A 24,140-nucleotide genomic window follows, 5' to 3' on the forward strand; every position below is an offset into this window, starting at 1 on the left:
CTCCGCGTGTACGGGACCCCTGGCGACAGGGCCTCGTGGCCCTAGTGGCCGAAGCCGAACCAGTTCACATTGACGAAGTCGGCGCCCTGGCCGCTGGTGAACGTCAGATACACGTCATGGGTGCCGGTCACCGGGGCGATGTTCGCCGGCACGGTCCGCCAGCTCTGCCAGCCGCCCGTGCCCGCGATCGCGAAGCTGCCCACCGGCGCGCTGCCCGGGTTGTCCAGCCGCACCTCCACCAGCCCGCTCACCCCGTCGGCCGCGCCGCTCGCCACCCGCGCGGAGAACTGCCGGGCCGCGTTCGCACCGAAGTCGACGCCCCGGTAGAGCGCCCAGTCGCCGTTGGCGGCCCAGCCCACGTCCTGGCCGCCGCCGGTGTCCGCGCACGCCTCCGTGGCCAGCCCGCTCTGCCGGTCGTAGGACTCCGCCTGGATCGTGCCGTACGCGTCCCGGTGGCCGGAGGGGGGAGTGGTGGGCGGGTCGGTGGGGCCCGAGCCCGCCGACTGCTGGACCGTCACGTAGTCGACCACCAGCGGATGGCCCGGCTCGGTGCCGCCGTCCGGGCCGCCGCCGAAGGCGCCCGGGAAGCCGCCGCCCATGGCCACGTTCAGGATCAGGAAGTACCCGTGGTCGGTGGCGTTGGCCCAGGTCGCGGCGTCCATCTGGTTCTGGCTCACGGTGTGGAAGGTGACGCCGTCCAGCTGGAAGCGGATCTGCTGCGGGGAGACCGACCGGTCCCACTCCACCGCGTACGTGTGGAAGCCCGCCTGGCAGCTGGTGCCGGGGCAGACCTGCTGGCCGCCGATGCCCGTCGTCTCGTTGCAGGGGCCGCCCGGGCTGGTGCCGCAGTGCATGGTGGCCCACTCGTTGTCGATGCCCTGCACGTTCTCCATGACGTCGAGCTCGCCGATGCCCGGCCAGTTCCACCAGTTGCCGCGGAAGGGCGCGCCCAGCATCCAGAACGCGGGCCAGTACCCCTTGGCCGCGGCCCCCGTCACGTTCGGCATCTGAAGGCGGGCCTCGACCCGCAGCTTGCCGCCGGCCGGGGGCTGGAAGTCGGTGCGGCGGGTCTCCACGCGGCCGGAGGTCCAGTTCCCGGCGCTGTCGCGGCGCGGGGTGATCCGCAGGTTCCCGGCCCCGTCGAGGGCGACGTTGGAGGTGCTCGACGTCATCGTCTCGACCTCGCCGGTGCCGAAGGCGGCGGGGCCGCCGGGGTAGGAGGTGCCGGTTGTGTACTGCCAGTCGGCCGTGTTCACCCCGGCCCCGGCCGGGCCGTCGAAGTCGTCGGCGAAGACCGTGGTCCAGCCGGACGGGGGCGGCGGCACGGAGGCGCCGGCCGGCGCCGGGACGGCCGTGGCGGCGCCGGCCAGACCGAGCACGGCGACCGCGGCGACCAGCGCGGCGCGCAGGGGGCGGCTTCTCTGGGGCACGGGACGTGTGCGACGCATGGGGGAGCCTCTCGTGACGGTGGGGACCGGGACGTACGGGAGGTGCCGGCGGGGAGCGCCCTGAGAGCGCTCTCTTGCGGCGGCTGCGCCGACACTGTGCTCCCCGGTGCGGGGGCCGTCAAGAGGTAAAGCGGGGAAAGCCCTTGTGGGGGGTGGGGGTTCAGGTAATGAAGGGGGTGGGGTGCGCGGGTGGTGGTCCGGGCAGCGTTCCGCCCGGAGGGCGCGCTGGCCGGACGGCGTTCCGGCGGGGCAGGGCTTTGTCCGGACGGTGTTCTGCCTGGGCGGGCTCCGCCCGGATGGTGTTCTGCTCGGGTGGTGCTTCGTCCGGATGGCGTTCTGCCTGGGCAGGGCTCCGCTCGGATGGTGTTCTGCTCGGGCAGGGCTTCGCCCGGACGCGTTCTGCTCGGGCGTCGCTTCGTCAGGACGGCGATCCGTGCGGACAGCGCTCCGCCCCGCCGGGGGTCGTCGGCGGGGCGGAGGGAGTTCCTGCCTTTCCTGGAGCGGTCCTCGCCGGGGGCGGACGCCTGCCTAGAGCAGGCGGCGCGCGGCCCGCCGCAGGTCGTACTCGTGGATGATCGCCTTGGCGTGCCCGTAGGCGAGATCGTGCTCGCTCCGGAGCCAGCTGACCTTCTCCTCGAAGCGGACGAGGGAAGGGCCTTCGTCGACGGTGCGGAGCCAGTCGGAGACTTCACGACCGGTGCAATGGGGGATGCGGGAGAGCAGGTTGCGATGGGTTTCTTCGGAGAAGAGTTGGGACATCGGCGCCTCCGGACGCATTGCCTGGGGGTCCCCCGCCGTCCGGGCGGAGCCGGGGCGGCGGGGGAGGGTCCTTCACGTCACCGTGCCTGAGCGTTCGCGTATTGGCAACAGTCCCGGGGCGGCGCGTAGGGTCGCGGCGTGCTAGATGTGACCCCGCTCCTCGCCGCCGTCGACCGCTTCGCCGACCGGCTGCGTGCCGCGCCCGAGAGCCGGCTGCGGCGTGGTGCCGCGGCCGAAGGGCTGGCGCTGGCCAGGGAATTGTCCGCTCGGGCCCAGCGCGTCGAGGCCCCGGAACGGGAGCCCCGCGTGATGCCCGACGCGGGGGCGTTCGCGGTCGCCGACCAAGTGGCCGTGGCGGGCCGCGATTTGGCCGAGGCGCTGCGGGGGGTGGCCGAGGGGGCTGTCGCCGGGGCGGTGGAGTTGGTGGAGGGGGCGGAGGGGCGGGCGTTCAGCTGAGTGGCGCGGGGCGCGGGCGACGGGGGTTCGGCGGCACTTCGCGTGCGGGCGCTCTGTGGCTGCTCGCGCAGTTCCCCGCGCCCCTGCTGGGCCCGGCCTTTGTCTGCGGACCGGTGGGTGGCCGGGCGCGCAGTTCCCCGCGCCCCTGTTGGGCAGGGACTTTGCGTGCGGGGTGGCGGTGGCTGGCCGCGCGGTTCCCGGCGCCCCTGGAAACCCTGGTTCGTCTGCGGACCGTGCTGGCTTGCTGGCGCAGTTCCCCGCGCCCCTGTTGGGCAGGGACTTTGCGTGCGGGGTGGCGGTGGCTGGCCGCGCGGTTCCCCGCGCCCCTAGAAACCCTGGTTCGTCTGCGGACCGTGCTGGCTTGCTCGCGCAGTTCCCCGCGCCCCTGAGAAACCCGCCTTCGTCTGCGGACCGTGCCCGCTTCTCGCGCAGTTCCCCGCGCCCCCAAAACCCGCTGCCGTCCGCGACCGTGCCCGCGCGGCAGAGCCGCACAGCGCCCCTAAAGGCCCGGGGCTGAGCCAGGTTCTCCGGCCGCCGGGGACCCCCCGGGGGCGCGGGGCAGCCGAAAGGGCGGGCTCAGCCACCAGCTTTTAAGGGGCGCGGGGAACTGCGCGACCAGCCCTCACCGGCCCGCAGACGAAGGCGGGTTTAGGGGCGCGGGGAACTGCGCGACCAGCCCTCACCGGCCCGCAGGTGCAGTCGAGGCCGTGCCCGTGCCGCGCTGTGCCAGCACCGGCCGTACCCCCCCAGGGGTGCGGGGAACTGCGCGACCAGCCCCCACCGGCCGGCAGGTGCAGTCGAGCCCGTGCCCGTGCCGCGCTGTGCCAGCACCGGCCGTACCCCCAGGGGCGCGACCAGCCACCCACCGGCCCGCAGGTGAGCGAACCGCCCCCGCAACTCCCCGCCAGCCACAGACAATCCGCATCCCCCCGCCGCCCGCGCTGAGCGCCCGCTTAGAAAAGAGGTCCGCATCACACGCGTCGGCCGATGACCAATTCCGTACGTACGGGTAACTTCCCAGGGAGTCCCTGAGTCGCCACCGCCGCCCCCTGGAGCCGTGATGCCCGAAGCCGTGATCGTTTCGACTGCTCGTTCCCCCATCGGCCGCGCCTTCAAGGGCTCGCTCAAGGATCTGCGGCCGGACGACCTCACCGCCACGATCATTCAGGCCGCCCTCGCCAAGATCCCCGAGCTCGACCCGCGCGACATCGACGACCTGATGCTCGGCTGCGGTCTGCCCGGCGGTGAGCAGGGCCACAACCTGGGCCGGATCGTGGCCGTGCAGATGGGCATGGACCACCTGCCGGGCTGCACGATCACCCGGTACTGCTCCTCCTCCCTCCAGACCTCCCGCATGGCGCTGCACGCCATCAAGGCGGGCGAGGGCGACGTCTTCATCTCGGCCGGCGTCGAGATGGTGTCCCGCTCGGTCAAGGGCAGCTCCGACGGCATGCCCGACACCCACAACCCGTTCTTCGCCGACGCCGAGGCCCGTACGGCCGCCGTCGCGGAGTCCACCGGCGCCTCCTGGCACGACCCGCGCGAGGACGGCCTGGTCCCGGACGCGTACATCGCGATGGGCCAGACCGCCGAGAACCTGGCCCGCGCCAAGGGCGTCACCCGCGCGGACATGGACGAGTTCGGCGTGCGCTCGCAGAACCTCGCCGAGGAAGCCATCAAGAACGGCTTCTGGGAGCGCGAGATCACCCCGGTGACCACCCCGGACGGCACCGTCGTCAGCAAGGACGACGGCCCGCGCGCGGGCGTCACGGTGGAGGGCGTCCAGGGCCTGAAGCCGGTCTTCCGCCCCGACGGCCTGGTCACCGCGGGCAACTGCTGCCCGCTCAACGACGGCGCCGCCGCGCTGGTCGTCATGAGCGACACCAAGGCCCGCGAGCTCGGCCTGACCCCGCTCGCGCGGATCGTGTCGACCGGTGTCACGGGCCTGTCGCCCGAGATCATGGGCCTGGGCCCGGTGGAGGCGTCCCGGCAGGCGCTCAGGCGCGCGGGGCTGACCGTCGGCGACATCGACCTCTTCGAGATCAACGAGGCGTTCGCCGCCCAGGTCATCCCGTCCTACCGCGACCTGGAGATCCCGCTGGAGAAGCTGAACGTGAACGGCGGCGCCATCGCGGTCGGCCACCCCTTCGGCATGACCGGCGCCCGGATCACCGGCACGCTGATCAACAGCCTCCAGTTCCACGACAAGCAGTTCGGTCTGGAGACGATGTGCGTGGGCGGCGGCCAGGGCATGGCGATGGTCATCGAGCGCCTGAGCTGACCGCGCGGGCCGTCCGGCACCGCTCTGACGACGCCCTTGTCACGCGGGGGTACCGGGTGGTGACACCTTTCAACCCCGCCGCGTCCGGTTCGTGACCGAATCTCCCCCAGGATGTGACGTACATCCCGGGGGAGAGGCGTAACCGCAGGTCAGGATGGTTCCGGGACTAAACCCCAGGTATAAAGACCTGTCCAATTCGTGACGTAATGCACTGACACGGAGCGCGGGTCCACGACAAGCTGATGTAGGAAGTCGGGGAATCGTTTGAATCCGGGAGTAAGTCAGTGAGCGCCATGTCTCTTGCCCTGCTGCTGACCACGGCCGCTGCCACGGCCGTGGGCGCCGCTGCCCTGCATGCCGCCCACGGGCTGCGCAAGCAGGTCGTGGCGCTCCGCGCGGACCTCGCGGTCACCCGCGCCGGGCACCCCGCGACCGTGCCCCACCAGGCGCGCGGCGGCGAACCGCACCTCGCCGAGATACGCGCGGCCGTCGCCGAGGCGCTCGCCGAGGAGCGGGAGCGCGAGCTGGCCGAGGCGCGCGCCTTCTGGGCGGCGCAGGAGGCGCGGGACGCGGCGGACACGCCGTCGCTCCTGGGCGGCCTCACGGGCCTGGGCGACGACGCCGCGCTGTTCCTCCCCCGGCAGTCCGACTTCGCCGGTCTGGAGGGCATGGAGGCGCTCTCCGAGCCCTACGAGGAGTTCCCCGAGGACTCCCCGGAGCTGGCCGCCGCGCGCCGCCGCCACCCCTCGCACCCCGACTTCGTCCCGGTGCAGACCCCGGTCATGGCCGACCACGAGTCGACGGTCGCGCGGCTGGAGCAGCTCGCCGAGGCCCGTACCGCGCTCGCGGACGTGCGCCCGGGGCCGCTCGGCACGCTCGACGTGTACGTGTTCGCCGACGGCACCACGCTCTGCATGACCCCGGGCCACCGCGAGACCTCCGAGCGGCTCGCCGAGGCGCTGCGCGAGGGCGACACCCCGGTGCTGCTGGGCGGCTCCGGCATCTCAGGCGCGTACGCCCTGACGTTCTCGTGCGGCGAGGAGAGCGTCTACATCCTGGCCGACCGGGTCATCGCCTCGCTGTAGTCCACGGCCACGGCCACGGCCACGGCCACGGTCATGACTGCGGCCATGACCGCGACCGCTTCGCGGACGACGAGGGCGCCCCCTCCCGTACGTACGGGAAGGGGCGCCCTCGCGCTGTCGCGGTCCTACTTGGCCGTGTCGCGGGCCAGGAACGCCAGCAGGTCCTGACGGCTGACCACACCGGTGGGCTTGCCCTCGACCAGCACGATCGCCGCGTCCGCCTTGCCCAGGACCGCCATCAGGTCCGAGACCGGCTCGCCGGAGCCGACCTGCGGCAGCGGGGCCGACATGTGCTTCTCCAGCGGGTCGTCCAGCGAGGCGCGCTGGGTGAAGAGCGCGTCGAGCAGCTCGCGCTCCACGACCGAGCCGATGACCTCGGCGGCCATCACGTCGGGGTGGCCCGCGCCGGGCTTGACGATCGGCATCTGCGAGACGCCGTACTCGCGCAGCACCTCGATCGCCTCGCCGACCGTCTCCTCCGGGTGCATGTGGACGAGCGAGGGCAGCGCGCCCTCCTTGTCGGCGAGCACCTGGCCGATGCGGGCGGAGGGCCCGGCCTCCTCCAGGAAGCCGTGGCCGGCCATCCACTCGTCCGAGAAGATCTTGGAGAGGTAGCCGCGGCCGGAGTCGGGCAGCAGGACGACCACCACGTCGTCCGGGCCGAGGCCCTCGGCCACCCGCAGCGCCGCCACGACCGCCATCCCGCAGGAGCCGCCGACCAGCAGGCCCTCCTCCTTGGCGAGGCGGCGGGTCATCTGGAACGAGTCCTTGTCGGAGACCGCGACGATCTCGTCCGTGACCTCACGGTCGTACGCGGTCGGCCAGAAGTCCTCGCCGACGCCCTCGACCAGGTACGGACGGCCGGAGCCGCCGCTGTAGACCGAGCCCTCGGGGTCCGCGCCGACCACCTTCACGGAGCCGCCGGAGACCTCCTTCAGGTACCCGCCGGTGCCGGAGATCGTGCCGCCGGTGCCGACGCCCGCCACGAAGTGCGTGATCTTCCCGTCGGTCTGCTCCCACAGCTCCGGACCGGTGGTCTCGTAGTGCGAGCGCGGGTTGTTCGGGTTGCTGTACTGGTCCGGCTTCCAGGCGCCGGGCGTCTCGCGCACCAGGCGGTCGGAGACGTTGTAGTACGAGTCCGGGTGCTCCGGGTCGACCGCCGTCGGGCAGACGACGACCTCGGCCCCGTAGGCCCGCAGTACGTTGATCTTGTCGAGCGACACCTTGTCCGGGCAGACGAAGATGCACTTGTAGCCCTTCTGCTGGGCCACGATCGCCAGGCCGACGCCCGTGTTGCCCGAGGTGGGCTCCACGATCGTGCCGCCGGGCTGGAGCGCACCGCTCTGCTCGGCCGCTTCGATCATGCGGACGGCGATCCGGTCCTTGACCGAGCCGCCGGGGTTGAAGTACTCGACCTTGGCCAGGACGGTCGCCTGGATGCCCGCGGTCACACTGTTGAGCTTCACCAGCGGGGTATTGCCGACGAGGCTGATCATCGAGTCGTGGAATTGCACCGTTGTCTCCGGGGTCTCCGTGATGGTCCCGCCAGCGTATGCGCAGAGCGAGCGCCCGTTCACCTCACGGCGGGATTGAGCGGCACCCGTCACCGGGCAGTTAGCTGGTGTGGAGCTCCAAGGAGGTGGCGGTGGCTGGGAGTGTGTCGGCCGTTTCGGCCGGGATGGCGGCCGGTTCGCGGGCGCGGGCGGCTCGCCGCATCGCGGCGGGCGCGGCATTCGGGGGCGGCGGGATCGGGCTGCTCGGGGCCGCTGCGGTCGGTGTGCTGCTCGCCGAGGCGGCGCTGGCCAGGCGGTCGGTGGGCGGCGGCACGGCCCCGCACCCGCCGAGCGCCGACGGGCTGTACGGGGTGGCGTTCGCCAACGGCACGCCCCCGCTGCGCCTGGGCATGCTGGGTGATTCCACGGCCGCGGGCCAGGGCGTGCGCCGGGCCGGGCAGACCCCGGGCGCGCTGCTCGCCTCGGGCCTGGCGGCGGTGGCCGAACGGATGGTCACGCTGCGCAACGTGGCGCAGCCGGGCGCCCAGTCGGACGACCTGGACCGCCAGGTCTCGCTGATGCTCGGCGACCCGGCCCGGGTGCCGGACGTCTGCGTGATCATGATCGGGGCCAATGACGTCACCCACCGGATGCCGCCGACCACGTCGGTGCGCCATCTGTCGGGCGCGGTGCGGCGGCTGCGCACGGCGGGCGCCGAGGTCGTCGTCGGCACCTGCCCCGACCTCGGCTCGGTCGAGCCGGTCTACCAGCCGCTGCGCTGGCTGGCCCGCCGCGTCTCCAGACAGCTGGCCGCCGCCCAGACGATCGTGGTGGTCGAGCAGGGCGGGCGGACGGTGTCGCTGGGGCACCTGCTGGGACCCGAGTTCGAGGCGAACCCGCGCGAGCTGTTCGGCCCGGACAACTTCCACCCCTCCGCCGAGGGGTACGCGACGGCGGCGATGGCCGTCCTGCCCACGCTCTGCGCCTCGCTCGGGCTCTGGCCGGACGCCGACCGGCTGGACGCGGACCGGGCCGAGGACATCCTGCCGGTCGCCAAGGCGGCGGCCGAGGCGGCGGCGGAGCCCGGCACCGAGGTCAGCGGGGCCCGGGCGCCCTGGGCGCTGCTCAAGCACCGGCGCAGGCGGCGGCTGACGGCCACCGAGCCCTCCACGGCCCACCCGGCGCATCCGGCCCACCCGTGACCGACGCCCCGTCAGCACCCCTGGCCCCGCGGGGTGATGGGGTGCCGCGCGGCGCGGGGGCGTTGGACGCGGAACCAATACAAGCGCGACATGTCCGCGCAGCACGTCCTTAACACGCGTGCGGCACATTGGTGGATGTCGGCGGGGAGACCCGGCCGGCACACCAGCGGTGTCGAGGACCTCCGGAGCGGCTCCCGGACCTCCCGGCGCCCAGGACGCGGCGACCGGCCCTGACCCGGGACCGTGTCCCTCGCGGGGACCGCCGTCGTCCCGCCCCCCGGGCGACCGGGGGTGCGGCGGTCCCCGCGATCAACCTCCCCGGCCCGCCGGTCGGACTTGTTTTCCCGGCCCGCAGGTCCGCTCAGTCCGTGTCGGCCTTGGCCCGGTCCCGGCGCGGCCACGGCCACGGGCGGGCGGCGTGCACGGCGTTGACGCCGAGGATGCCGAACCAGGTGACGAAGAGCCCGCTCAGGCCCGCGTTCACGGCGCCGATCGCGGACAGCGGGATGGCCAGGATCAGCGAGATCATGCCGAACCCGAAGCGCTCGCCGAAGCTCACGTCGTCCCCCGTCGCGGGCGGGCGGCCACCCCGGGCCACCACCATCTGCTGTTCGGCGAGCTGGCGCCGCACCCGGCGGTCGATCGCCGGATCGAGGCGCTGCTCCACCTTCTCCAGGAACGAGTCGACGAGCGCGGGCTCGTACTCCTGGCCGAGCTCACTGCGGGCGTGCAGCGTGGCGTCGAGTTCTTTTCTCAGCTCAGCGTCGCGGGCTTCCATGCTTTCCACCGTACGGACGCGGCGCCCCGGGCACAGTGGGGGTAGCCCCCGTACTTGCTCGCCTGCATATGGTCATGCAGAGTGCAGGGCGACTGAATATCGTGGAGGTCTCGCGCGTGAGAAGGGGGACGGCATGAGCGACAGCCCTGCCGCACGGCTGCAACAGCTCTTCGAGGGGCGCCGGCTCACCCCGACCCAGCGCCGGATCGCCCACTCGATGGTGCGCCGCGCCGCCGACGTGCCGTTCCTCTCCAGCGTGGAGCTGGCCGAGCTCGCCGGGGTCAGCCAGCCCTCGGTCACCCGCTTCGCGGTCGCCCTCGGCTTCGACGGCTACCCGGCGCTCCGCCGCCATCTGCGCGAGGTGGCCCCGGCGGGCGAGCCGCCCAAGGGCGAGGACGAGTACAACGAGTACCAGCAGGCCGTCCAGGCGGAGATCGAGAACCTGCGCCACCTCGCGGGCCTGCTCGCCGACCCGGGGCCGGTCGAGGAGGCCGGGCGCCTGCTCGCCGCCTCCCGTCCGCTGGCGGTCCTCGGCCTGCGGGCGGCCTCCTCGCAGGCGCGCGGGTTCGCCTACTTCGCCGCCAAGGTCCACCCGGACGTACGGCTGCTCGACGAGGGCGGCACCATGCTCGCGGACCGGATCGACGCGGCCGTGCGGGCCGGGGCGTCCGCGCTGCTCTGCTTCGCGCTGCCGCGCCACCCGCGCGAGGTGGTGGAGGCGCTGGCGTACGCCCGCTCGCGGTCGCTGACCGTGGTCACCGTCGCCGATTCCGCCTTCGCCCCCGTCGCCCGCCACAGCGACCTGCTGATCCCGGCGGCGGTCGGCACCGGCCTCGCCTTCGACACGGCCTGCGCCCCGATGCTGCTGGGCCGGGTGCTGCTGGAGGCCATGTGCGACGGCCTGCCGGACGCCCAGGCGCGGCTGGAGGAGTTCGACGCGGGAGCGGCGGCGCGCGGTCTGTTCGTGGAGTGACCGCGCCCCGGGCGGACACGGCGCCGCACCCGGAGCGGGCGCGGCGCCGTGCGGGGAGGAGCCGTTCACACCTCCAGTTCCGCCTCCACCTTCTTGAGCTGGTGGCGGGCCATGGCGAGGTTGGCGCGGACGCGGTCCAGGGCCAGGTAGAGGAAGAGCCCGCTGTGGTTGCGCCCGCGCAGGATCCGGATGAGGTGGTACTGGCCGCCCAGGGTGATCAGGATGTCCTCGATCTCGTCCTTGAGGCCGAGCATCTCCATCGTGCGCACCTTGGCGCGGACCACGTCGGTGTTGCCCGCGGCGGCGACGCTCAGGTCCAGGTCCTTGCCGCCGCCCAGCGTGCCGAGGGCCATGCCGCTGCCGTAGTCGACGAGTGCCACTCCGAGCGTGCCCTCGATGGTGGTCATCGCTTCCTTGAGCGTGGTTTCGGTGTTCGCCATGCGTTTCGCACTTTCCTTCCGGTGTGTGCCGTTCGCGGTGCTCCGGGGCCGGTCGGCCCGGGATCCGGTGGGGGTCATGGGTTCTCCGGCCTGTCGAGCGCGCCGTCCACCAGCTCGCCTATCCGGGCCGAGGCCCGGCGGCCTTCCAGGTGCAGCCGGCCCACGTTGACGCGCGGCTGGGCGAGCAGGGTCAGCAGCGCGCCGGTGCCCGCCGCGTAGGTCGCGGCGTAGCCCTCCTCGCCGCGCAGGAGGAGTTCGTGGAGGCCGCCGAGGCCGCTGTGCTCGGCGAACCGGCGGGCAGCGCCCACGGCGGAGGCGGTCAGCACGGCGACGGCGTCGGCCCCGGCCCCGGCGTCCTGGGCCAGCACCCGGCCGTCGTAGCCCGCCGCCAGCGCGCCGGTGACCTGCGGCAGCCGCACCCGCAGCCGGCGCAGCTCGGCGAGGATCTCCGTCTCGGCCGCCACCAGCTGCCGGCGCCCGGCGCGCTGGCGCAGCACCCGGATCACCACGCCGCCTCGACCGCGCCCGCCACGGCCAGGCGGCGGACGTCGACCAGGGTGTGGAAGGCCGGGCGGCCGAGCAGCCGGGCGAGTTCGCGCGGGGTGCGCTCGCCGTCCGCGAGCGTCAGCAGCGCGCGCTGGCGGGCGGTCAGCCGCAGCCCCTCGCGCGGGCGCGCGGGCACCACGGGGGCGGTGTCGATGCCGGGGTCCGGCCAGAGCCGGTTGAGCAGCTCCCGGCGCCGCGCGGCCTCCCGGGCCACCACCCGTACCGGTACGGGGCGCACGTCGCCGATCCAGTGCGCCGTCCCGTACCGGAAGCGGGTGGGGCTGCTGCCGGGCGCCAGGGCGAAGAAGGCGGCGTCGTGCAGGGCGCCGGTGTGGCACAGCTCCAGCTCGCCGGTGCTGACCTGGCCGCTCTCGACCAGGAAGCGGCCGACCCCGAGCGGGCCCGCCACGTCGACGGTCTGCTGCCAGTCCCGGCCGCGCAGCCGCCCGGCGACGGCGAGCAGGACGTCCAGGCCGGGGGCGGCCGGGCTCTCGGCGTGCACCACCGAGCCCTCGGCGAGGTAGAGGGTGCCGCAGTCGCGCAGCAGCGCGCCGGTGGCCCGTTCGGCGACCAGCCGGACCAGCATGGGCGACAGCGGCGCCCCGGCCGTGCTGCCGGCCGTGCTCTGCGTCGTGCTCCCGGCCGCGCTCACGCCGGCACCAGCTGTCCGGCGAGGTCGCGCAGGCACCGCCGGGCCAGGGCCAGGTTGCCCTGGTCGCGGTCGAGCCACAGATAGAGGAAGACGCTGCTGTCGAAGGCCGTCGCCACGAAGTGGAGCAGGTGGTAGCCGGTGCCGGTGGTGACGAGGACGTCCTCGACGGGCGGGGCGGCGCCCGCGGGTTCCGCGTCGGGGCCGGGGGCGAAGGACGGGTGCTCGGCGGCGGCCCGGGCGAACTCGGCGGTCTCGGCCGCGGTGGCCTCGTGGTCGCCGCCCGGGGTGTCCCCGACGGCGCCGAGGGCGAGTCCGCTGGTCCAGTCGACCAGGGCCGCCCCGCGCGCGCCGGGCACCCGCATCGTCTCCAGCAGGCACTCGTCGATTCCGGGCACGCCGCACTCCTCTCCCTGGAGCCGTGGACGGACAGGTCCCGCCGCACGGTCCCCGCGCGGTGGTGACGGAGAAGTTACGCAGCGTGCGGCCCGATGGGGTGAGTTGAGGCATTTTCCAGCGGAACGTGCCCGTCGCTGGCTAGGGTTCGGCCTTCCTCTGTGCCCGGCGCGGGGCGGGCGTCAGCCGTCGCCGAGGAGCGCGTCGGGCCGGTCGCCGCCCGACTCCGCGACCACCTGGGCGAGGGTCTGCGGCGCCCGTACGACGGTGAACCGCACCCCGTCCGGGCCCTCCCGGAAGCCGTACACCCCGGGCCGGGCCAGGCTGTTGTAGGCGTAGTGGTGGGCGAAGCCGTACGCGCCGGTGTCCAGGGCCGCCACGTGGTCGCCCTGTTCCAGTGCGGGCAGGGCGCGGCCCCGGGCCAGCAGGTCGCCCGCGAAGCAGGCGGGGCCCGCCACGTCCTGGACGAGCACGGGCCCCCGCTTGGGGCGGCCCTCACGGTCGTACGCGGCGATGCGCAGCGGCCAGTCGTCCGGCGCGTACACCGTCCGGGTCGCGAGCTGGACGCCCGCGTGGGTGACGGCGATGGGGCGCCCGCCGGAGCGCTTCACGTACTCCACCCGCGCCAGCACCGTGCCGTGCTTGGCCAGCAGGGCCCGGCCGAACTCGGTGACCAGGGCGAAGGTGCCGTCCAGCAGCCCGGGCGCCTCGGCCCTGAGCAGCCGCGCGTACGCCTCGAAGGCGGGCTCCGCCTCGTCCGAGGTGAAGTCGACCGGCAGACCGCCGCCGATGTCGACCGTGTCGACCTGCCGGCGGCCCGCGCGCGCGTTGATCTCCCGCGCCAGCTCGTACGTCACCCGCACCCCTTCGGCCATCAGGGCCACCGGCACCCCCTGCGAGCCGGAGTGGACGTGCAGCCGGGTGAGCCAGGGGCGGGCCGCGTACGCGTCGAGCACCCAGGCGCGCGCCCCCTCGTCGCGCAGCGCCACCCCGAACTTGGAGGTCGCGGTCGCCGTGGAGAGCGCGCCGATGGTCCCGGCGCCCAGCTGCGGGTTGATCCGCAGGCCGAGCGGGGAGGCGGTCGGGGCCGAGGCGGTCAGCGCGTCGAGCCGGTCCAGTTCCTGCGGGTTGTCGGCGTTGACGGCGATGCCGAGCGCCAGTGCCTCGCGCAGCTCGGCGGGCGTCTTGGCGGGCGAGTCCAGGACGGTGGCGGCGGGCCCGACCCCGGCCGCCCGGGACAGCGCCAGCTCGCCGGGGCTGGCCACCTCCGCGCCGAGGCCCGCGTCGGCCAGCAGCCGCACCACGGGGACCAGCGGGCACGCCTTGACGGCGAAGGTGTGCAGCACGGGGGCGTCGGTGACGGCCGCGAAGGCGGCGCGCAGCCGGGCCGCGCCCGCCCGGACGCCGTGCACGTCCAGGAGCGCGGCCAGCGGGAGGCCGGGGCCGAGCAGCCCCTGGGTGACGGCCGCCCGCACGGCCCGGTCGCGGCGCGTCGCCGCCGATGTCGCGGTCATGGCCGCCAGCCAAGCACCGGGCGGCGCGGCGCGGGGGCGGACCGGGCGTCCCGGTGTATTGACTAGTTCTATTCATAGCGCCAGGATGTGAATATCCGAGTCACGTCGTGAGGAGCCTCGCCATGTCAGGACCCCGCCCCGTACGGGCACCGCGCGGTACGGAACTGAGCGCCCTGGGATGGCAGCAGGAAGCCGCCCTCCGGATGCTCCAGAACAACCTCGACCCCGAGGTCGCCGAGCACCCCGACAAGCTCGTCGTCTACGGCGGCACCGGCAAGGCCGCCCGCGACTGGCGCTCCTTCGACGCGATGGTGCGCACCCTGCGCACCCTCAAGCAGGACGAGACCATGCTGGTCCAGTCCGGCCGCCCGGTCGGCGTCATGCAGACCCACGAGTGGGCCCCGCGCGTCCTGATCGCCAACTCCAACCTGGTGGGCGACTGGGCGAACTGGGAGGAGTTCCGGCGCCTGGAGGCCCTCGGCCTCACCATGTACGGCCAGATGACCGCCGGTTCCTGGATCTACATCGGCACCCAGGGCATCCTCCAGGGCACCTACGAGACGTTCTCGGCCGTCGCCGCGAAGAAGTTCAACGGCACGCTGGCCGGGACCATCACCCTCACCGCCGGGCTCGGCGGCATGGGCGGCGCCCAGCCGCTCGCCGTCACCATGAACGACGGCGTCGCGATCTGCGTCGACGTCGACCCGCGCGCCATCGAGCGCCGCATCGAGCACCGCTACCTCGACGTGAAGGCCGACAACCTGCGGCACGCCCTGGAGCTCGCCGTCGAGGCCCGCGACGCCCGCCGCCCGCTCTCCATCGGCCTGCTCGGCAACGCGGCGGAGCTGCTGCCGCAGATGCTCGCCGAGGGCGCGCCCATCGACATCGTGACCGACCAGACCTCGGCGCACGACCCGCTGGCGTACCTGCCGGTCGGCGTCGACTTCGACGACATGGCCTCGTACGCGGCCAAGGACCCGGCGGGCTTCACCACCCGCGCCCGCGAGTCCATGGCCCGGCACGTCGAGGCGATGGTCGGCTTCATGGACGCGGGCGCCGAGGTCTTCGACTACGGCAACTCGATCCGCGGCGAGGCCCAACTGGCCGGATACGACCGGGCGTTCGCCTTCCCCGGCTTCGTCCCCGCCTACATCCGCCCGCTCTTCTGCGAGGGCAAGGGCCCGTTCCGCTGGGCGGCGCTCTCCGGCGAGGCGTCCGACATCGCCAAGACCGACAGGGCGATCCTCGACCTGTTCCCGGAGAACGAGTCGCTGCACCGCTGGATCAAGATGGCGGGCGAGCGCGTCCACTTCCAGGGGCTGCCCGCGCGCATCTGCTGGCTCGGCTACGGCGAGCGGGACAAGGCGGGCGAGCGCTTCAACGACATGGTCGCCTCCGGTGAGCTGGCCGCCCCGCTGGCCATCGGCCGCGACCACCTCGACTGCGGCTCGGTGGCCTCCCCGTACCGCGAGACCGAGGCGATGCTCGACGGCTCGGACGCGATCGCCGACTGGCCGCTCCTGAACGCCATGGTCAACGTCGCCTCCGGCGCGTCCTGGGTCTCCCTGCACCACGGCGGCGGCGTCGGCATGGGCCGCTCCATCCACGCGGGCCAGGTCACGGTCGCGGACGGTACGGCGCTGGCGGGCGAGAAGATCCGCCGCGTGCTGACGAACGACCCCGGGATGGGCGTCATCCGGCACGTCGACGCGGGCTACGACATCGCGGAGTCGGTCGCCGACGAGCGGGGTGTGCGGGTGCCGATGCGGGAGGGGTCCGCGTGACGGGGGGAACCCCGTCGGCCCCTGACGCGCCGAACCACTCCGGCCCGTGGGCCTCTGGCGCGGTTGACCGCTCTGGGCCGTCGGCCTCTGGTGTGGCGGACTGCTCTGGCCCGTCGGCCTCTGGTGTGGCTGACCGCATTGGCCCGTCGGCCTCTGGCGCGGTTGACCACTCCGGGCCGTCGGCCCCTGGTGTGGCGGACCGCTCCGGGCCGTCGGTCGGCTCCCCGCCGGTGGGGGCTGATCGCGCAGTTCCCCGCGCCCCTGAGAAAACTGGGTCTGCGGCTCCGGTTTCCCCGGCCGGTGGAGGGCCGGGGCCTGCGGCTTCTGTTTCCCGCGTGCCTGAAGGGGCGGCGTCTGCGGCCCCGGGTTCCCCGGCTGGTGAAGGGGCGGGTTCTACGGCCCCGGTTCCCTCCGCGCCTGACGGGGCAGGGCCCGCGGCCCCTGTTTCCTCCGCCTCGGAAGGGGCGCAGCCCCGTGGCGGGGTGCAGGGGGCGCGGCCCCCGCTCGGGGGGTCGGGGGCGGAGCCCCCGGGGGGTCAGTCGGCCTCCACTGTTCCCCCCGCCCCTGGCGGGGCGCAGCCCCCGGGTGGTCGGGCCCTTGCCCACCCCCGCCCGCGGAGCGTTTCGGGAAGGGGCGGGGTGGGGGAGTCCCCCTCGTTCCACACCATGTGGCACGACCTCGCCCCCATCGGCCGCGACAGCGGCACCCGCGGCTACCGCCGTTTCGCCTGGACGCCCGCCGACGCCGAGTGCCGCGCGTGGTTCCGGGCGCAGGCCGAGACCCGGGGGCTGACCTACGAGGTCGACCGGAACGGCAACCAGTGGGCCTGGCACGGCGACCCCACCGCCGGGGACGCCGTCGTGACGGGCTCGCACCTGGACTCCGTCCCGGACGGCGGCGCCTTCGACGGCCCCCTCGGTGTCGTCTCCGCCTTCGCCGCGCTCGACGAACTGCGCGCGCGCGGCGCCGTACCGACCCGCCCCCTCGCCCTCGTCAACTTCGGCGACGAGGAGGGCGCCCGCTTCGGCCTGGCCTGCGTCGGCTCCCGGCTCGCCGCCGGGCAGCTGACGGTCGAGGCCGCGCACCGGCTGCGCGACGGCGACGGCGTCAGCCTGCCGCAGGCGATGGAGCGGGCGGGGTACGACCCGGACGCCATCGGCCCGGACCCCGAACGCCTCGCCCGCATCGGCGCGTTCGTCGAGCTGCACGTGGAACAGGGCCGCGCCCTGGACCTCAGCGGCGACGCGATCGGCATCGCCTCGGCGATCTGGCCGCACGGCCGCTGGCGGTTCGACTTCGCGGGCGAGGCCAACCACGCGGGCACCACCCGCCTGGTGGACCGCCGCGACCCGATGCTGACCTACGCCGAGACGGTCCTGGCCGCCCGCCGCGAGGCCGAACTCGCGGGCGCGGTCGCCACCTTCGGCAAGATCTCCTGCGAGCCCAACGGCGTCAACGCCATCCCGTCGCTGGTGCGCGGCTGGCTGGACTCGCGCGCCGCCGACCAGGCGACCCTGGACACCGTCGTCACGGCGATCCACCGGGCCGCCGAGGAGCGCGCCGAGCGGGACGGCGTGGACCTCACCGTCGTACGGGAGTCGTTCACCCCGGTCGTCGAGTTCGAGCACGCCCTGCGCGACGAGCTCGGCAAGATCCTCGGCGGCCACACCCCCGTCCTGGGCACCGGCGCCGGACACGACGCCGGGATCCTGTCGGGGACGGTCCCGACCGCCATGCTGTTCGTGCGCAACCCCACCGGCGTCTCGCACTCCCCGGCCGAGCACGCGGGCGAGGACGACTGCGTGGCCGGGGTGCTCGCACTCGCCGACGTACTGGAGGGACTGGCGTGCAGGTGACGTCGTACTGGCTGGAGCACGCCTGGCTCGACCCCGAGGTGGAGCCGGGCGTGCTGGTGGAGGTCGCGGACGGGCGGATCGCCGCCCTCCGCACGGGAGTCGAGGCGCCGCCCCCCGGCGCCGTCGCCCTGCGCGGCCTCACCCTGCCCGGCCTGGCCAACGCCCACAGCCACGCCTTCCACCGGGCCCTGCGCGGCACGGTCCAGGTGGGCTCGGGCACCTTCTGGACCTGGCGCGAGACGATGTACGCGGTCGCGGCGCGCCTCACCCCCGACTCGTACTTCGCGCTGGCGCGGGCGGTGTACGCGGAGATGGCGCTGGCCGGGGTGACGGCGGTGGGCGAGTTCCACTACCTCCACCACGCGCCCGGCGGCACGCCGTACGCCGACCCGAACGCGATGGGCGAGGCGCTGATCGCCGCCGCCGCCGACGCCGGGATCCGGATCACCCTGCTCGACACGGCGTACCTGTCGGCCGGCTTCGGCGAGCCGCCCAACAGCCACCAGCGGCGGTTCTCCGACGGCACCGCCGGGGCGTGGGCGGAACGGGTCTCGCTGCTCAAGCCGCGCGAGGGCGTACGGATCGGGGCGGCCGTCCACTCCGTACGGGCCGTACCGGCCGGCCAGTTGCGCGAGGTGGCGGCCTGGGCGCAGGAGCGGGAGGCGCCGCTCCACGTCCACCTCTCCGAGCAGGTCGCCGAGAACGAGGCGTGTCTGGCGGCCCACGGCTGCACGCCGACGCGGCTGCTCGCCGACCACGGGGTGCTGGGGCCGCGGACCACCGGCGTCCACAACACGCATCTGACCGACGAGGACATCGCGCTGCTCGGCGGGTCGGCAACGGGCACCTGCATGTGCCCCACCACCGAACGCGACCTCGCCGACGGCATCGGCCCGGCGGTCGCCCTCCAGCGCGCCGGGTCCCCGCTCTCGCTGGGCAGCGACAGCCACGCCGTGATCGACCTCCTGGAAGAGGCGCGGGCGATGGAGCTCAACGAGCGGCTGCGGACGCGGACGCGGGGGCACTGGACGGCCGCGGCGCTGCTGCGGGCGGCGTCCGCCGACGGGCACGCGGCGCTGGGCTGGGACGACGCGGGGCGGCTCGCGCCGGGCGCCCGCGCCGACTTCGCCACGCTGGCGCTGGACTCGGTCCGTACGGCGGGGCCGGTGGCGCGGCTGGGGGCGGAGACGGCGGTGTTCGCGGGGGCGGCGGCGGATGTGCGGGACGTGGTGGTGGGGGGCCGGGTCGTGGTGCGGGACGGTTGCCACGCGACGGTCCCGGACACGGGCGCGGCCCTGGCGTCGGCCATCGCCTCCCTACGGGAGTGAGCCCCGCACCCCTTTTGGGCCCGGGGTTCGTCCGCGGCCCGGCGCTGGGTCGCTCGCGCAGTTCCCCGCGCCCCTTGAAACCCGCCTTCGTCCGCGGGCCGTGCTCGCTTCTCGCGCAGTTCCCCGCGCCCCTGAAGACTGGTGGCTGAGCTGGCTTCTCCGGCGGCCGGGTACCCCCTAGGGGCGCGGGGAACTGCGCGACCAGCCACCTACGGTCCGCAGACGGGCACCGGGCCCAAAAAGGGGCGCGGGGAACTGCGCGAGGAGCGACCGCCGGGCCGCAGGCGACCGACCACCCAGGGGCGCGGGGGGAACAACCATCGAGAGGAACCCATGACCACCACCCTCATCACCAACCTCACCACCCTCACCACCAACGACCCCACCCTCGGCCCCACCCCCCTCGGCCTCATCGAGAACGCCGCCCTCGTCATCGACGGCGACACCATCGCCTGGGTCGGCCGCGCCGAGGACGCCCCGGCGGCCGACACCGTCCACGACGCCACCGGCCACACCGCGATCCCCGGCTTCGTCGACTCCCACTCGCACCTCGTCTTCGCGGGCGACCGCACCGCCGAGTTCAACGCCCGGATGTCGGGGCAGGCGTACCGGGCGGGCGGGATCCGCACCACCGTGGCCGCCACCCGCGCCGCCACCGACGCCGAGCTCGGCGCGAACATCGCCCGCTACCTCGGCGAGGCCCTGCGCCAGGGGACGACGACCTTCGAGACCAAGTCCGGCTACGGCCTCACCGTCGAGGACGAGGCCCGCGCGCTGCGCATCGCCGCCGAGCACACGGACGAGGTCACGTACCTGGGGGCGCACATCGTGGCCCCGGAGTACGCCGACGACCCCGCCGCCTACGTGGCGCTCGTCACCGGCGAGATGCTGGACGCCTGCGCCCCGCACGCCCGCTGGGTCGACGTGTTCTGCGAGAAGGGCGCCTTCGACGGCGACCAGGCCCGCGCGATCCTGACGGCGGGCAGGGCCAAGGGGCTGACCCCCCGGGTGCACGCCAACCAGCTCTCGTACGGCCCGGGCGTCCAGCTCGCCGTCGAGCTCGACGCGGCCAGCGCCGACCACTGCACCCACCTCACCGACGCCGACGTGGACGCGCTGGCGAGCGGGAACACGGTCGCGACCCTGCTGCCCGGCGCCGAGTTCTCCACCCGCGCCCAGTGGCCCGACGCGCGGCGGCTGCTGGACGCGGGCGTGACGGTCGCGCTGTCCACGGACTGCAACCCGGGGTCGTCGTTCACGTCCTCGATGCCGTTCTGCGTCGCCCTGGCCGTACGGGACATGGGGATGACGCCGGACGAGGCCGTGTGGGCGGCCACCGCCGGGGGCGCCGCCGCGCTGCGCCGCACCGACGTCGGCCGTCTCGCCCCGGGCGCCCGCGCGGACCTGGCGCTGCTGGACGCGCCGAGCCACGTCCACCTGGCCTACCGGCCGGGTGTGCCGCTGGTGCGCGACGTGTGGCGTCAGGGCATCAAGTGCGCGTAGGCGCGCGGATGGGTGTCGAGGTACTCGGCGAAGGAGCGCGCCCGGTGCCCCGTCAGCCGGGGCACGGTGTCGCCGACCGCCGCCATCTCCCCGGTGGCGATCGCCTCGTACGAGCTCACCCAGCCGGTGACCTCCCACTCCTCGGCGCCGTACCCGGCCCGTGAGGCGAACGCCTCCTCGCGGGTCTCGGCCACATAGCCGATCGTGCGGCCCGTCACCCGGCTCAGCTCCGCCGCCACCTCGGTGAGGGTCAGCGCCTCGGGGCCGGTGACGTCGTAGGCGGCGCCGTCGTGCTCACCGGCCCCGGCCAGCAGCACGGCCGTCGCCACGTCCGCGATGTCCGCGTGCGCCACGCCCGAGACCCGGCCGTCCCCGGCGGGCCCCCGGATCACCCCGTCCGGGCCCGCCATCGCGGCCAGCCCGGACAGATAGAGGCTGTCGCGCAGGAACGTGTGCGCCAGGCCGGTGCCCCGGATGTGCTGCTCGGTGTGCCAGTGGTCGCGCGCGAAGGTGAACGCGGCGTCGGGCGCGGCGCCGAGGAACGACACGTACACGATCCGCTCCACCCCCGCCGCGACGGCCGCGTCCACGGCGGTGGTGTGCTCCCGCACCCGGTCGGGGGCCTCGTGGGCCGACACCATCAGCAGCGTGCGGGCCCCGGCCAGCGCCTCCCGCATCGCGTCCGCGTCCCCGAACGCGGCGGGCGGCGCCTTGACCGCGCCCGGCAGGTCCGGCAGCCGGCCGGGGCTGCGGCCCACCAGGCGGGTCGCCGCACCCCGTTCGGCGAGGCGCCGGGCCACCCGCCCGCCGATGGCTCCACTGGCTCCGGTGACGGCGATGACCGGCTCGGTCATGAGGGCCTCCTGTCGCTGCTCCTGGTCAAACTCCCCGACTGTGGGCCATCGTGCCGCCGCAGCGGCCCGGCAAGGCCCACCGGCACGCGGGCCCGCACCGCCCGGCGCGGCCCGCCCGTCCCGGCCCGCGCCGTCCGCACCTCTCCTCGGCCCTTCCGTCTCACCCCGCGTCCAGCGCGTTCCCCAGCGCCCGCGCCTCCCAGCCGTCCGCCACCAGTCCGGCCGCCGCGCAGCCGGGCTTGCGTGCGGCCTGGTCGCGGAAGAGGTCCACGAACGTCTCCGCGAAGCCCAGCCGGGGGTAGGCCGCCAGCAGCTCCGCCCGGAACGCCGGGTCGAAGGCGTCCAGTCCGCCGCCCGAGACGTCCGCCGTCGTCCCCACCTGCAGCAGCCGGCTCTCGATGTCGTCCTGCGGCGACACGTCGTCCCGCATGTGCAGCACGATCAGCTCGGCCGCCCGGTCGCGCCGCTCCACGGGCCAGCCCAGGCCCGCCGTGAAGACCCGCGCCAGATGGCCGCCCGCCTCCTCGAAGGGCAGCGAGTGGCTGTCGAAGGGCGGGGTCAGGGAGAGGTCGTGCAGGAGCGCGGAGACGAAGAACAGCTCGTCGTCGTAGGCGTATCCGTGCTCCCGGGCCCAGGCCGCGCCGAAGAAGTACGAGCGCAGCGAATGGTGGCGCAGCGCCGGGTCCGCGTACTCCGCGCAGACCAGCAGCGCGGCCCCGGCCGCCCGGCCCCCGGGCACCTCGATGCCCGCGACCCCGGGCACCCCGACCCCGGACACCCCGACCCCCGCGACCCCGCTCACCTCGTGCTCGCTCATGGCCCCACCCCTCGTCCAGACGAATGATCTTGGGCAAAGCCTAGAGTGGTGCGATGAGGACCATCGGCCTGATCGGCGGCATGAGCTGGGAGTCCAGCGCGGAGTACTACCGGCTCCTCAACGAGCTCGTGCGCGAGCGGCTCGGCGGGCTGCACTCGGCCCGCTGCCTCCTGCACTCGGTGGACTTCGCCGAGATCGAGGAGTTCCAGCGCGCCGGTGAGTGGGAGCGCGCGGGCGAGGTGCTCGCGGCGGCGGCGAAGGGCCTGGAGGCGGCCGGTGCCGACCTCGTGCTGATCTGCACCAACACCATGCACAAGGTGGCCGGACAGGTCTCCGCCGCCGTCTCCGTGCCGCTGCTGCACCTGGGCGACGCGACCGCCGGGGCGGTACGGGCGCGGGGCGTGCGGCGCGTCGGTCTGCTCGGCACCGCCTTCACCATGGAGCAGGACTTCTACCGCGACCGGCTCCGCTCGCACGGCCTGGACGTCCTCACCCCGGCCGCCGCCGACCGCGCCCTGGTCCACCGGGTCATCTACGAGGAGCTGTGCCTGGGCGTGGTGCGCGAGGAGTCCCGGGCCGCCTACCGGGAGGTGATCGCCCGGCTGGTCGCCGAGGGGGCCGGGGGAGTGATCCTCGGCTGCACCGAGATCGAACTGCTGATCCGTCAGGAGCACGTCTCCGTACCGGTGTTCCCCACCACGCGCCTGCACGCGGAGGCGGCGGTGACGGCCGCGCTCGCGCCCTAGCCGGTCCTACTTTCACCGTCCGGTCACAGACCGGCCGTTCTGCTACCGTCCCGACATTTCGCCCGGTACCGTCCTTGCCACGCGTTCGGGGCGAGGCCGGGAGGTCGGGTTGAGCAGGGGACGAGGTGCGCGGATCCAGGTGGTCGGGCCCGGTGAGCTGAACGCCGGCGAGCTGGACGTCTGGCGCGAGATCCGGGTGAAGTCGGGCTCGCCCGCCAACCCCTTCATGGAGCCGGAGTTCACCCTCGCCGTCGCCCGGGTGCGGCCCTCGGCACGGGTCGCGGTGGTCCGGGAGGGCGGCGACCCCGTCGCGTTCCTGCCCTTCGAGGCGGGCCGCTTCGGGCGCGGGCGGGCCATCGGGCACGGCGTCTCCGACTGCCAGGGGATCATCGCCCGCCCCGACGCCCGGGTGGACGCGCGGGAGCTGCTGGCCGCCTGCGGGCTATCCGCCTGGGAGTTCGACAACCTGGAGGCCGGGCAGGACCTGTTCGTGCCGGGCGCGGCCGGAACGTTCCCCTCCTTCGTCGTCGACGTGGGCGCGGGGTACGAGGCGTACGAGAGCGCGCTGCGCGAGCGCTCGCCCAAGTTCTTCCGCACCACCGCCGCCAAGGAGCGCAAGCTGGCGCGGCGGGCCGGTGAGGTGCGGTTCGTCTTCGACGAGCGCGACCCGGCGGTGCTGCGGCAGCTGATGGCGTGGAAGTCCGCGCAGTACCGGCGCACCGGCCGCCGCGACCGGTTCGCCCAGGAGTGGATCAGCAGCCTGGTGCGCTCTCTGGCGCGGACCGGCGCGCCCGGCTGCTCCGGCGTGCTGTCCGTGCTGCGGGTGGCCGGGCGGCCCGTCGCCGCCCACTTCGGGCTGCGCTCGCGCACCCAGCTCTCCTGCTGGTTCCCCGCCTACGACCCGGAGTTCGCCACGTACTCGCCCGGCCTCGTCCTGCACCTGCGGATGGCCGAGGCGGCGGCTGCCGCCGGGATCGGGACGCTCGACCTGGGGCGCGGCGCCGCCGAGTACAAGGACGCCCTGAAGACCGGCGAGATCCCGGTGTACGAGGGCGCCGCGCTGCGCCCGGGGGCCGGGGCCGCGCTGTACTGGCTGCGCCGCGAGCCGTCCCGCCGCGCGCACCGGTTCGTACGGGAGCGGCCCGCCCTCACCGCCTTCGCCCGGCGCGCCCTCAAACAGGCGGGCCGGCTGCGCGGGCGCTGAGCCCAGCACCACCCCAACCGTCCCGGAA

Annotated in this window: 22 protein-coding genes; 11 read left to right on the forward strand and 11 right to left on the reverse strand. The window is 74.5% G+C overall.

The genetic code is table 11. The annotated features are described in order from the left end of the window. Nucleotides 1-41 precede the first annotated feature (41 nt). Together AB5J87_RS21105 and AB5J87_RS21110 are read right to left on the reverse strand one after the other, a co-directional pair. Nucleotides 42-1,448: a glycoside hydrolase family 16 protein gene (locus tag AB5J87_RS21105; RefSeq protein WP_369378455.1), complete on the reverse strand. Its 1,407-nt coding sequence runs from the start codon at nt 1,446-1,448 to the stop codon at nt 42-44. A 528-nt stretch (nt 1,449-1,976) separates the two neighbouring features. Then, nucleotides 1,977-2,207, reverse strand: coding sequence for a DUF4287 domain-containing protein (locus AB5J87_RS21110; protein WP_101388640.1), 231 nt, complete (start codon nt 2,205-2,207; stop codon nt 1,977-1,979). A 138-nt stretch (nt 2,208-2,345) separates the two neighbouring features. On the opposite strand from AB5J87_RS21110, the gene AB5J87_RS21115 reads away from it, so the two are divergent. From AB5J87_RS21115 to AB5J87_RS21125, 3 genes are all read left to right on the forward strand, one after another. Beyond that, nucleotides 2,346-2,663: a hypothetical protein gene (locus AB5J87_RS21115; RefSeq protein WP_369378456.1), complete on the forward strand. Its 318-nt coding sequence runs from the start codon at nt 2,346-2,348 to the stop codon at nt 2,661-2,663. Between the two features lie 1,060 nt (nt 2,664-3,723). Continuing rightward, nucleotides 3,724-4,944 carry an acetyl-CoA C-acetyltransferase gene (locus tag AB5J87_RS21120; RefSeq protein WP_369378457.1) on the forward strand — a complete coding sequence of 407 codons (1,221 nt, stop codon included), beginning with the start codon at nt 3,724-3,726 and terminating at the stop codon, nt 4,942-4,944. Between the two features lie 308 nt (nt 4,945-5,252). Further along, nucleotides 5,253-6,029 carry a hypothetical protein gene (locus tag AB5J87_RS21125; RefSeq protein ID WP_369383609.1) on the forward strand — a complete coding sequence of 259 codons (777 nt, stop codon included), beginning with the start codon at nt 5,253-5,255 and terminating at the stop codon, nt 6,027-6,029. Nucleotides 6,030-6,154: 125 nt separating this feature from the next. Here the strand turns inward: AB5J87_RS21125 and AB5J87_RS21130 are convergent, their stop codons facing one another. Beyond that, nucleotides 6,155-7,543 carry a cystathionine beta-synthase gene (locus tag AB5J87_RS21130; RefSeq protein WP_369378458.1) on the reverse strand — a complete coding sequence of 463 codons (1,389 nt, stop codon included), beginning with the start codon at nt 7,541-7,543 and terminating at the stop codon, nt 6,155-6,157. Between the two features lie 164 nt (nt 7,544-7,707). Between AB5J87_RS21130 and AB5J87_RS21135 the strand changes: the two genes are divergently transcribed. Further along, a complete protein-coding gene (locus AB5J87_RS21135) occupies nt 7,708-8,724 on the forward strand; it encodes an SGNH/GDSL hydrolase family protein (protein WP_369383610.1) in 1,017 nt (338 codons plus the stop codon). A 361-nt stretch (nt 8,725-9,085) separates the two neighbouring features. Here the strand turns inward: AB5J87_RS21135 and AB5J87_RS21140 are convergent, their stop codons facing one another. After that, a complete protein-coding gene (locus AB5J87_RS21140; RefSeq protein ID WP_369378459.1) occupies nt 9,086-9,502 on the reverse strand; it encodes a hypothetical protein in 417 nt (138 codons plus the stop codon). A 133-nt stretch (nt 9,503-9,635) separates the two neighbouring features. On the opposite strand from AB5J87_RS21140, the gene AB5J87_RS21145 reads away from it, so the two are divergent. Further along, nucleotides 9,636-10,475 carry a MurR/RpiR family transcriptional regulator gene (locus tag AB5J87_RS21145; protein WP_369378460.1) on the forward strand — a complete coding sequence of 280 codons (840 nt, stop codon included), beginning with the start codon at nt 9,636-9,638 and terminating at the stop codon, nt 10,473-10,475. Between the two features lie 65 nt (nt 10,476-10,540). Here AB5J87_RS21145 and AB5J87_RS21150 read toward each other — a convergent pair whose 3' ends face one another. The 5 genes from AB5J87_RS21150 to AB5J87_RS21170 all read right to left on the reverse strand — a co-directional run bounded on the left by AB5J87_RS21150 (nt 10,541) and on the right by AB5J87_RS21170 (nt 14,020). Then, nucleotides 10,541-10,915 (reverse strand): hypothetical protein, encoded by a 375-nt coding sequence (locus tag AB5J87_RS21150; protein ID WP_369378461.1) that lies wholly within the window; start codon nt 10,913-10,915, stop codon nt 10,541-10,543. A 74-nt stretch (nt 10,916-10,989) separates the two neighbouring features. After that, nucleotides 10,990-11,421 (reverse strand): roadblock/LC7 domain-containing protein, encoded by a 432-nt coding sequence (locus AB5J87_RS21155; protein WP_369383611.1) that lies wholly within the window; start codon nt 11,419-11,421, stop codon nt 10,990-10,992. Then, entirely contained in the window at nt 11,418-12,047 is a 630-nt protein-coding gene (locus tag AB5J87_RS21160) for a transcriptional regulator (RefSeq protein WP_369383612.1), read from the reverse strand. The genes AB5J87_RS21155 and AB5J87_RS21160 overlap by 4 nt, the downstream gene beginning before the upstream one ends. A gap of 62 nt (nt 12,048-12,109) precedes the next feature. Continuing rightward, the gene (locus AB5J87_RS21165) at nt 12,110-12,508 is read right to left on the reverse strand and encodes a hypothetical protein (RefSeq protein WP_369378462.1); all 399 of its coding nucleotides are present in this window, start codon (nt 12,506-12,508) and stop codon (nt 12,110-12,112) included. Nucleotides 12,509-12,688: 180 nt separating this feature from the next. Beyond that, nucleotides 12,689-14,020 carry a diaminopimelate decarboxylase gene (locus tag AB5J87_RS21170; protein ID WP_369378463.1) on the reverse strand — a complete coding sequence of 444 codons (1,332 nt, stop codon included), beginning with the start codon at nt 14,018-14,020 and terminating at the stop codon, nt 12,689-12,691. A 122-nt stretch (nt 14,021-14,142) separates the two neighbouring features. Between AB5J87_RS21170 and hutU the strand changes: the two genes are divergently transcribed. The 4 genes from hutU (at nt 14,143) to hutI (ending at nt 20,491) form a co-directional block, all read left to right on the forward strand. Then, complete coding sequence (gene hutU, locus AB5J87_RS21175) at nt 14,143-15,804, forward strand: urocanate hydratase (protein WP_369378464.1); 1,662 nt, start codon at nt 14,143-14,145, stop codon at nt 15,802-15,804. Nucleotides 15,805-16,469: 665 nt separating this feature from the next. After that, nucleotides 16,470-17,660, forward strand: coding sequence for an allantoate amidohydrolase (locus AB5J87_RS21180; RefSeq protein WP_369383613.1), 1,191 nt, complete (start codon nt 16,470-16,472; stop codon nt 17,658-17,660). Then, a complete protein-coding gene (locus tag AB5J87_RS21185; RefSeq protein WP_369378465.1) occupies nt 17,651-18,988 on the forward strand; it encodes a formimidoylglutamate deiminase in 1,338 nt (445 codons plus the stop codon). The genes AB5J87_RS21180 and AB5J87_RS21185 overlap by 10 nt, the downstream gene beginning before the upstream one ends. Before the next feature lie 333 nt (nt 18,989-19,321). Beyond that, on the forward strand, nt 19,322-20,491 hold the full coding sequence (gene hutI, locus AB5J87_RS21190; RefSeq protein WP_369378466.1) for an imidazolonepropionase: 1,170 nt from the start codon (nt 19,322-19,324) through the stop codon (nt 20,489-20,491). Here hutI and AB5J87_RS21195 read toward each other — a convergent pair. Together AB5J87_RS21195 and AB5J87_RS21200 are read right to left on the reverse strand one after the other, a co-directional pair. Next, nucleotides 20,470-21,345, reverse strand: a complete 876-nt coding sequence (locus tag AB5J87_RS21195; protein WP_369378467.1) for an NAD(P)H-binding protein — start codon at nt 21,343-21,345, stop codon at nt 20,470-20,472. The two genes, hutI and AB5J87_RS21195, sit on opposite strands and share 22 nt — an antisense overlap. A gap of 160 nt (nt 21,346-21,505) precedes the next feature. Next, the gene (locus AB5J87_RS21200; protein WP_369378468.1) at nt 21,506-22,162 is read right to left on the reverse strand and encodes an HD domain-containing protein; all 657 of its coding nucleotides are present in this window, start codon (nt 22,160-22,162) and stop codon (nt 21,506-21,508) included. 53 nt (nt 22,163-22,215) lie between these two features. On the opposite strand from AB5J87_RS21200, the gene AB5J87_RS21205 reads away from it, so the two are divergent. Both AB5J87_RS21205 and AB5J87_RS21210 read left to right on the forward strand, forming a co-directional pair. Beyond that, on the forward strand, nt 22,216-22,908 hold the full coding sequence (locus AB5J87_RS21205) for an aspartate/glutamate racemase family protein (RefSeq protein ID WP_369378469.1): 693 nt from the start codon (nt 22,216-22,218) through the stop codon (nt 22,906-22,908). Between the two features lie 109 nt (nt 22,909-23,017). After that, on the forward strand, nt 23,018-24,112 hold the full coding sequence (locus tag AB5J87_RS21210) for a GNAT family N-acetyltransferase (protein WP_369378470.1): 1,095 nt from the start codon (nt 23,018-23,020) through the stop codon (nt 24,110-24,112). Nucleotides 24,113-24,140: the final 28 nt, after the last annotated feature.

It is taken from the genome of Streptomyces sp. cg36 (genome assembly GCF_041080675.1).
Taxonomy (GTDB): Bacteria; Actinomycetota; Actinomycetes; order Streptomycetales; family Streptomycetaceae; genus Streptomyces.

Excerpts from the sequence above, each read along its gene's own strand:
- AB5J87_RS21135 (WP_369383610.1), top strand. The coding sequence starts at position 7,708 with ATGGCGGCCGGTTCGCGGGCGCGGGCGGCTCGCCGCATCGCGGCGGGC.
- hutI (WP_369378466.1), top strand. The coding sequence starts at position 19,322 with ATGACCACCACCCTCATCACCAACCTCACCACCCTCACCACCAACGAC.
- AB5J87_RS21140 (WP_369378459.1), bottom strand. The coding sequence starts at position 9,502 with ATGGAAGCCCGCGACGCTGAGCTGAGAAAAGAACTCGACGCCACGCTG.
- AB5J87_RS21105 (WP_369378455.1), bottom strand. The coding sequence starts at position 1,448 with ATGCGTCGCACACGTCCCGTGCCCCAGAGAAGCCGCCCCCTGCGCGCC.
- AB5J87_RS21200 (WP_369378468.1), bottom strand. The coding sequence starts at position 22,162 with ATGAGCGAGCACGAGGTGAGCGGGGTCGCGGGGGTCGGGGTGTCCGGG.
- AB5J87_RS21180 (WP_369383613.1), top strand. The coding sequence starts at position 16,470 with ATGTGGCACGACCTCGCCCCCATCGGCCGCGACAGCGGCACCCGCGGC.
- AB5J87_RS21160 (WP_369383612.1), bottom strand. The coding sequence starts at position 12,047 with ATGCTGGTCCGGCTGGTCGCCGAACGGGCCACCGGCGCGCTGCTGCGC.
- AB5J87_RS21110 (WP_101388640.1), bottom strand. The coding sequence starts at position 2,207 with ATGTCCCAACTCTTCTCCGAAGAAACCCATCGCAACCTGCTCTCCCGC.
- AB5J87_RS21145 (WP_369378460.1), top strand. The coding sequence starts at position 9,636 with ATGAGCGACAGCCCTGCCGCACGGCTGCAACAGCTCTTCGAGGGGCGC.
- AB5J87_RS21195 (WP_369378467.1), bottom strand. The coding sequence starts at position 21,345 with ATGACCGAGCCGGTCATCGCCGTCACCGGAGCCAGTGGAGCCATCGGC.
- hutU (WP_369378464.1), top strand. The coding sequence starts at position 14,143 with ATGTCAGGACCCCGCCCCGTACGGGCACCGCGCGGTACGGAACTGAGC.
- AB5J87_RS21120 (WP_369378457.1), top strand. The coding sequence starts at position 3,724 with ATGCCCGAAGCCGTGATCGTTTCGACTGCTCGTTCCCCCATCGGCCGC.
- AB5J87_RS21150 (WP_369378461.1), bottom strand. The coding sequence starts at position 10,915 with ATGGCGAACACCGAAACCACGCTCAAGGAAGCGATGACCACCATCGAG.
- AB5J87_RS21170 (WP_369378463.1), bottom strand. The coding sequence starts at position 14,020 with ATGACCGCGACATCGGCGGCGACGCGCCGCGACCGGGCCGTGCGGGCG.
- AB5J87_RS21205 (WP_369378469.1), top strand. The coding sequence starts at position 22,216 with ATGAGGACCATCGGCCTGATCGGCGGCATGAGCTGGGAGTCCAGCGCG.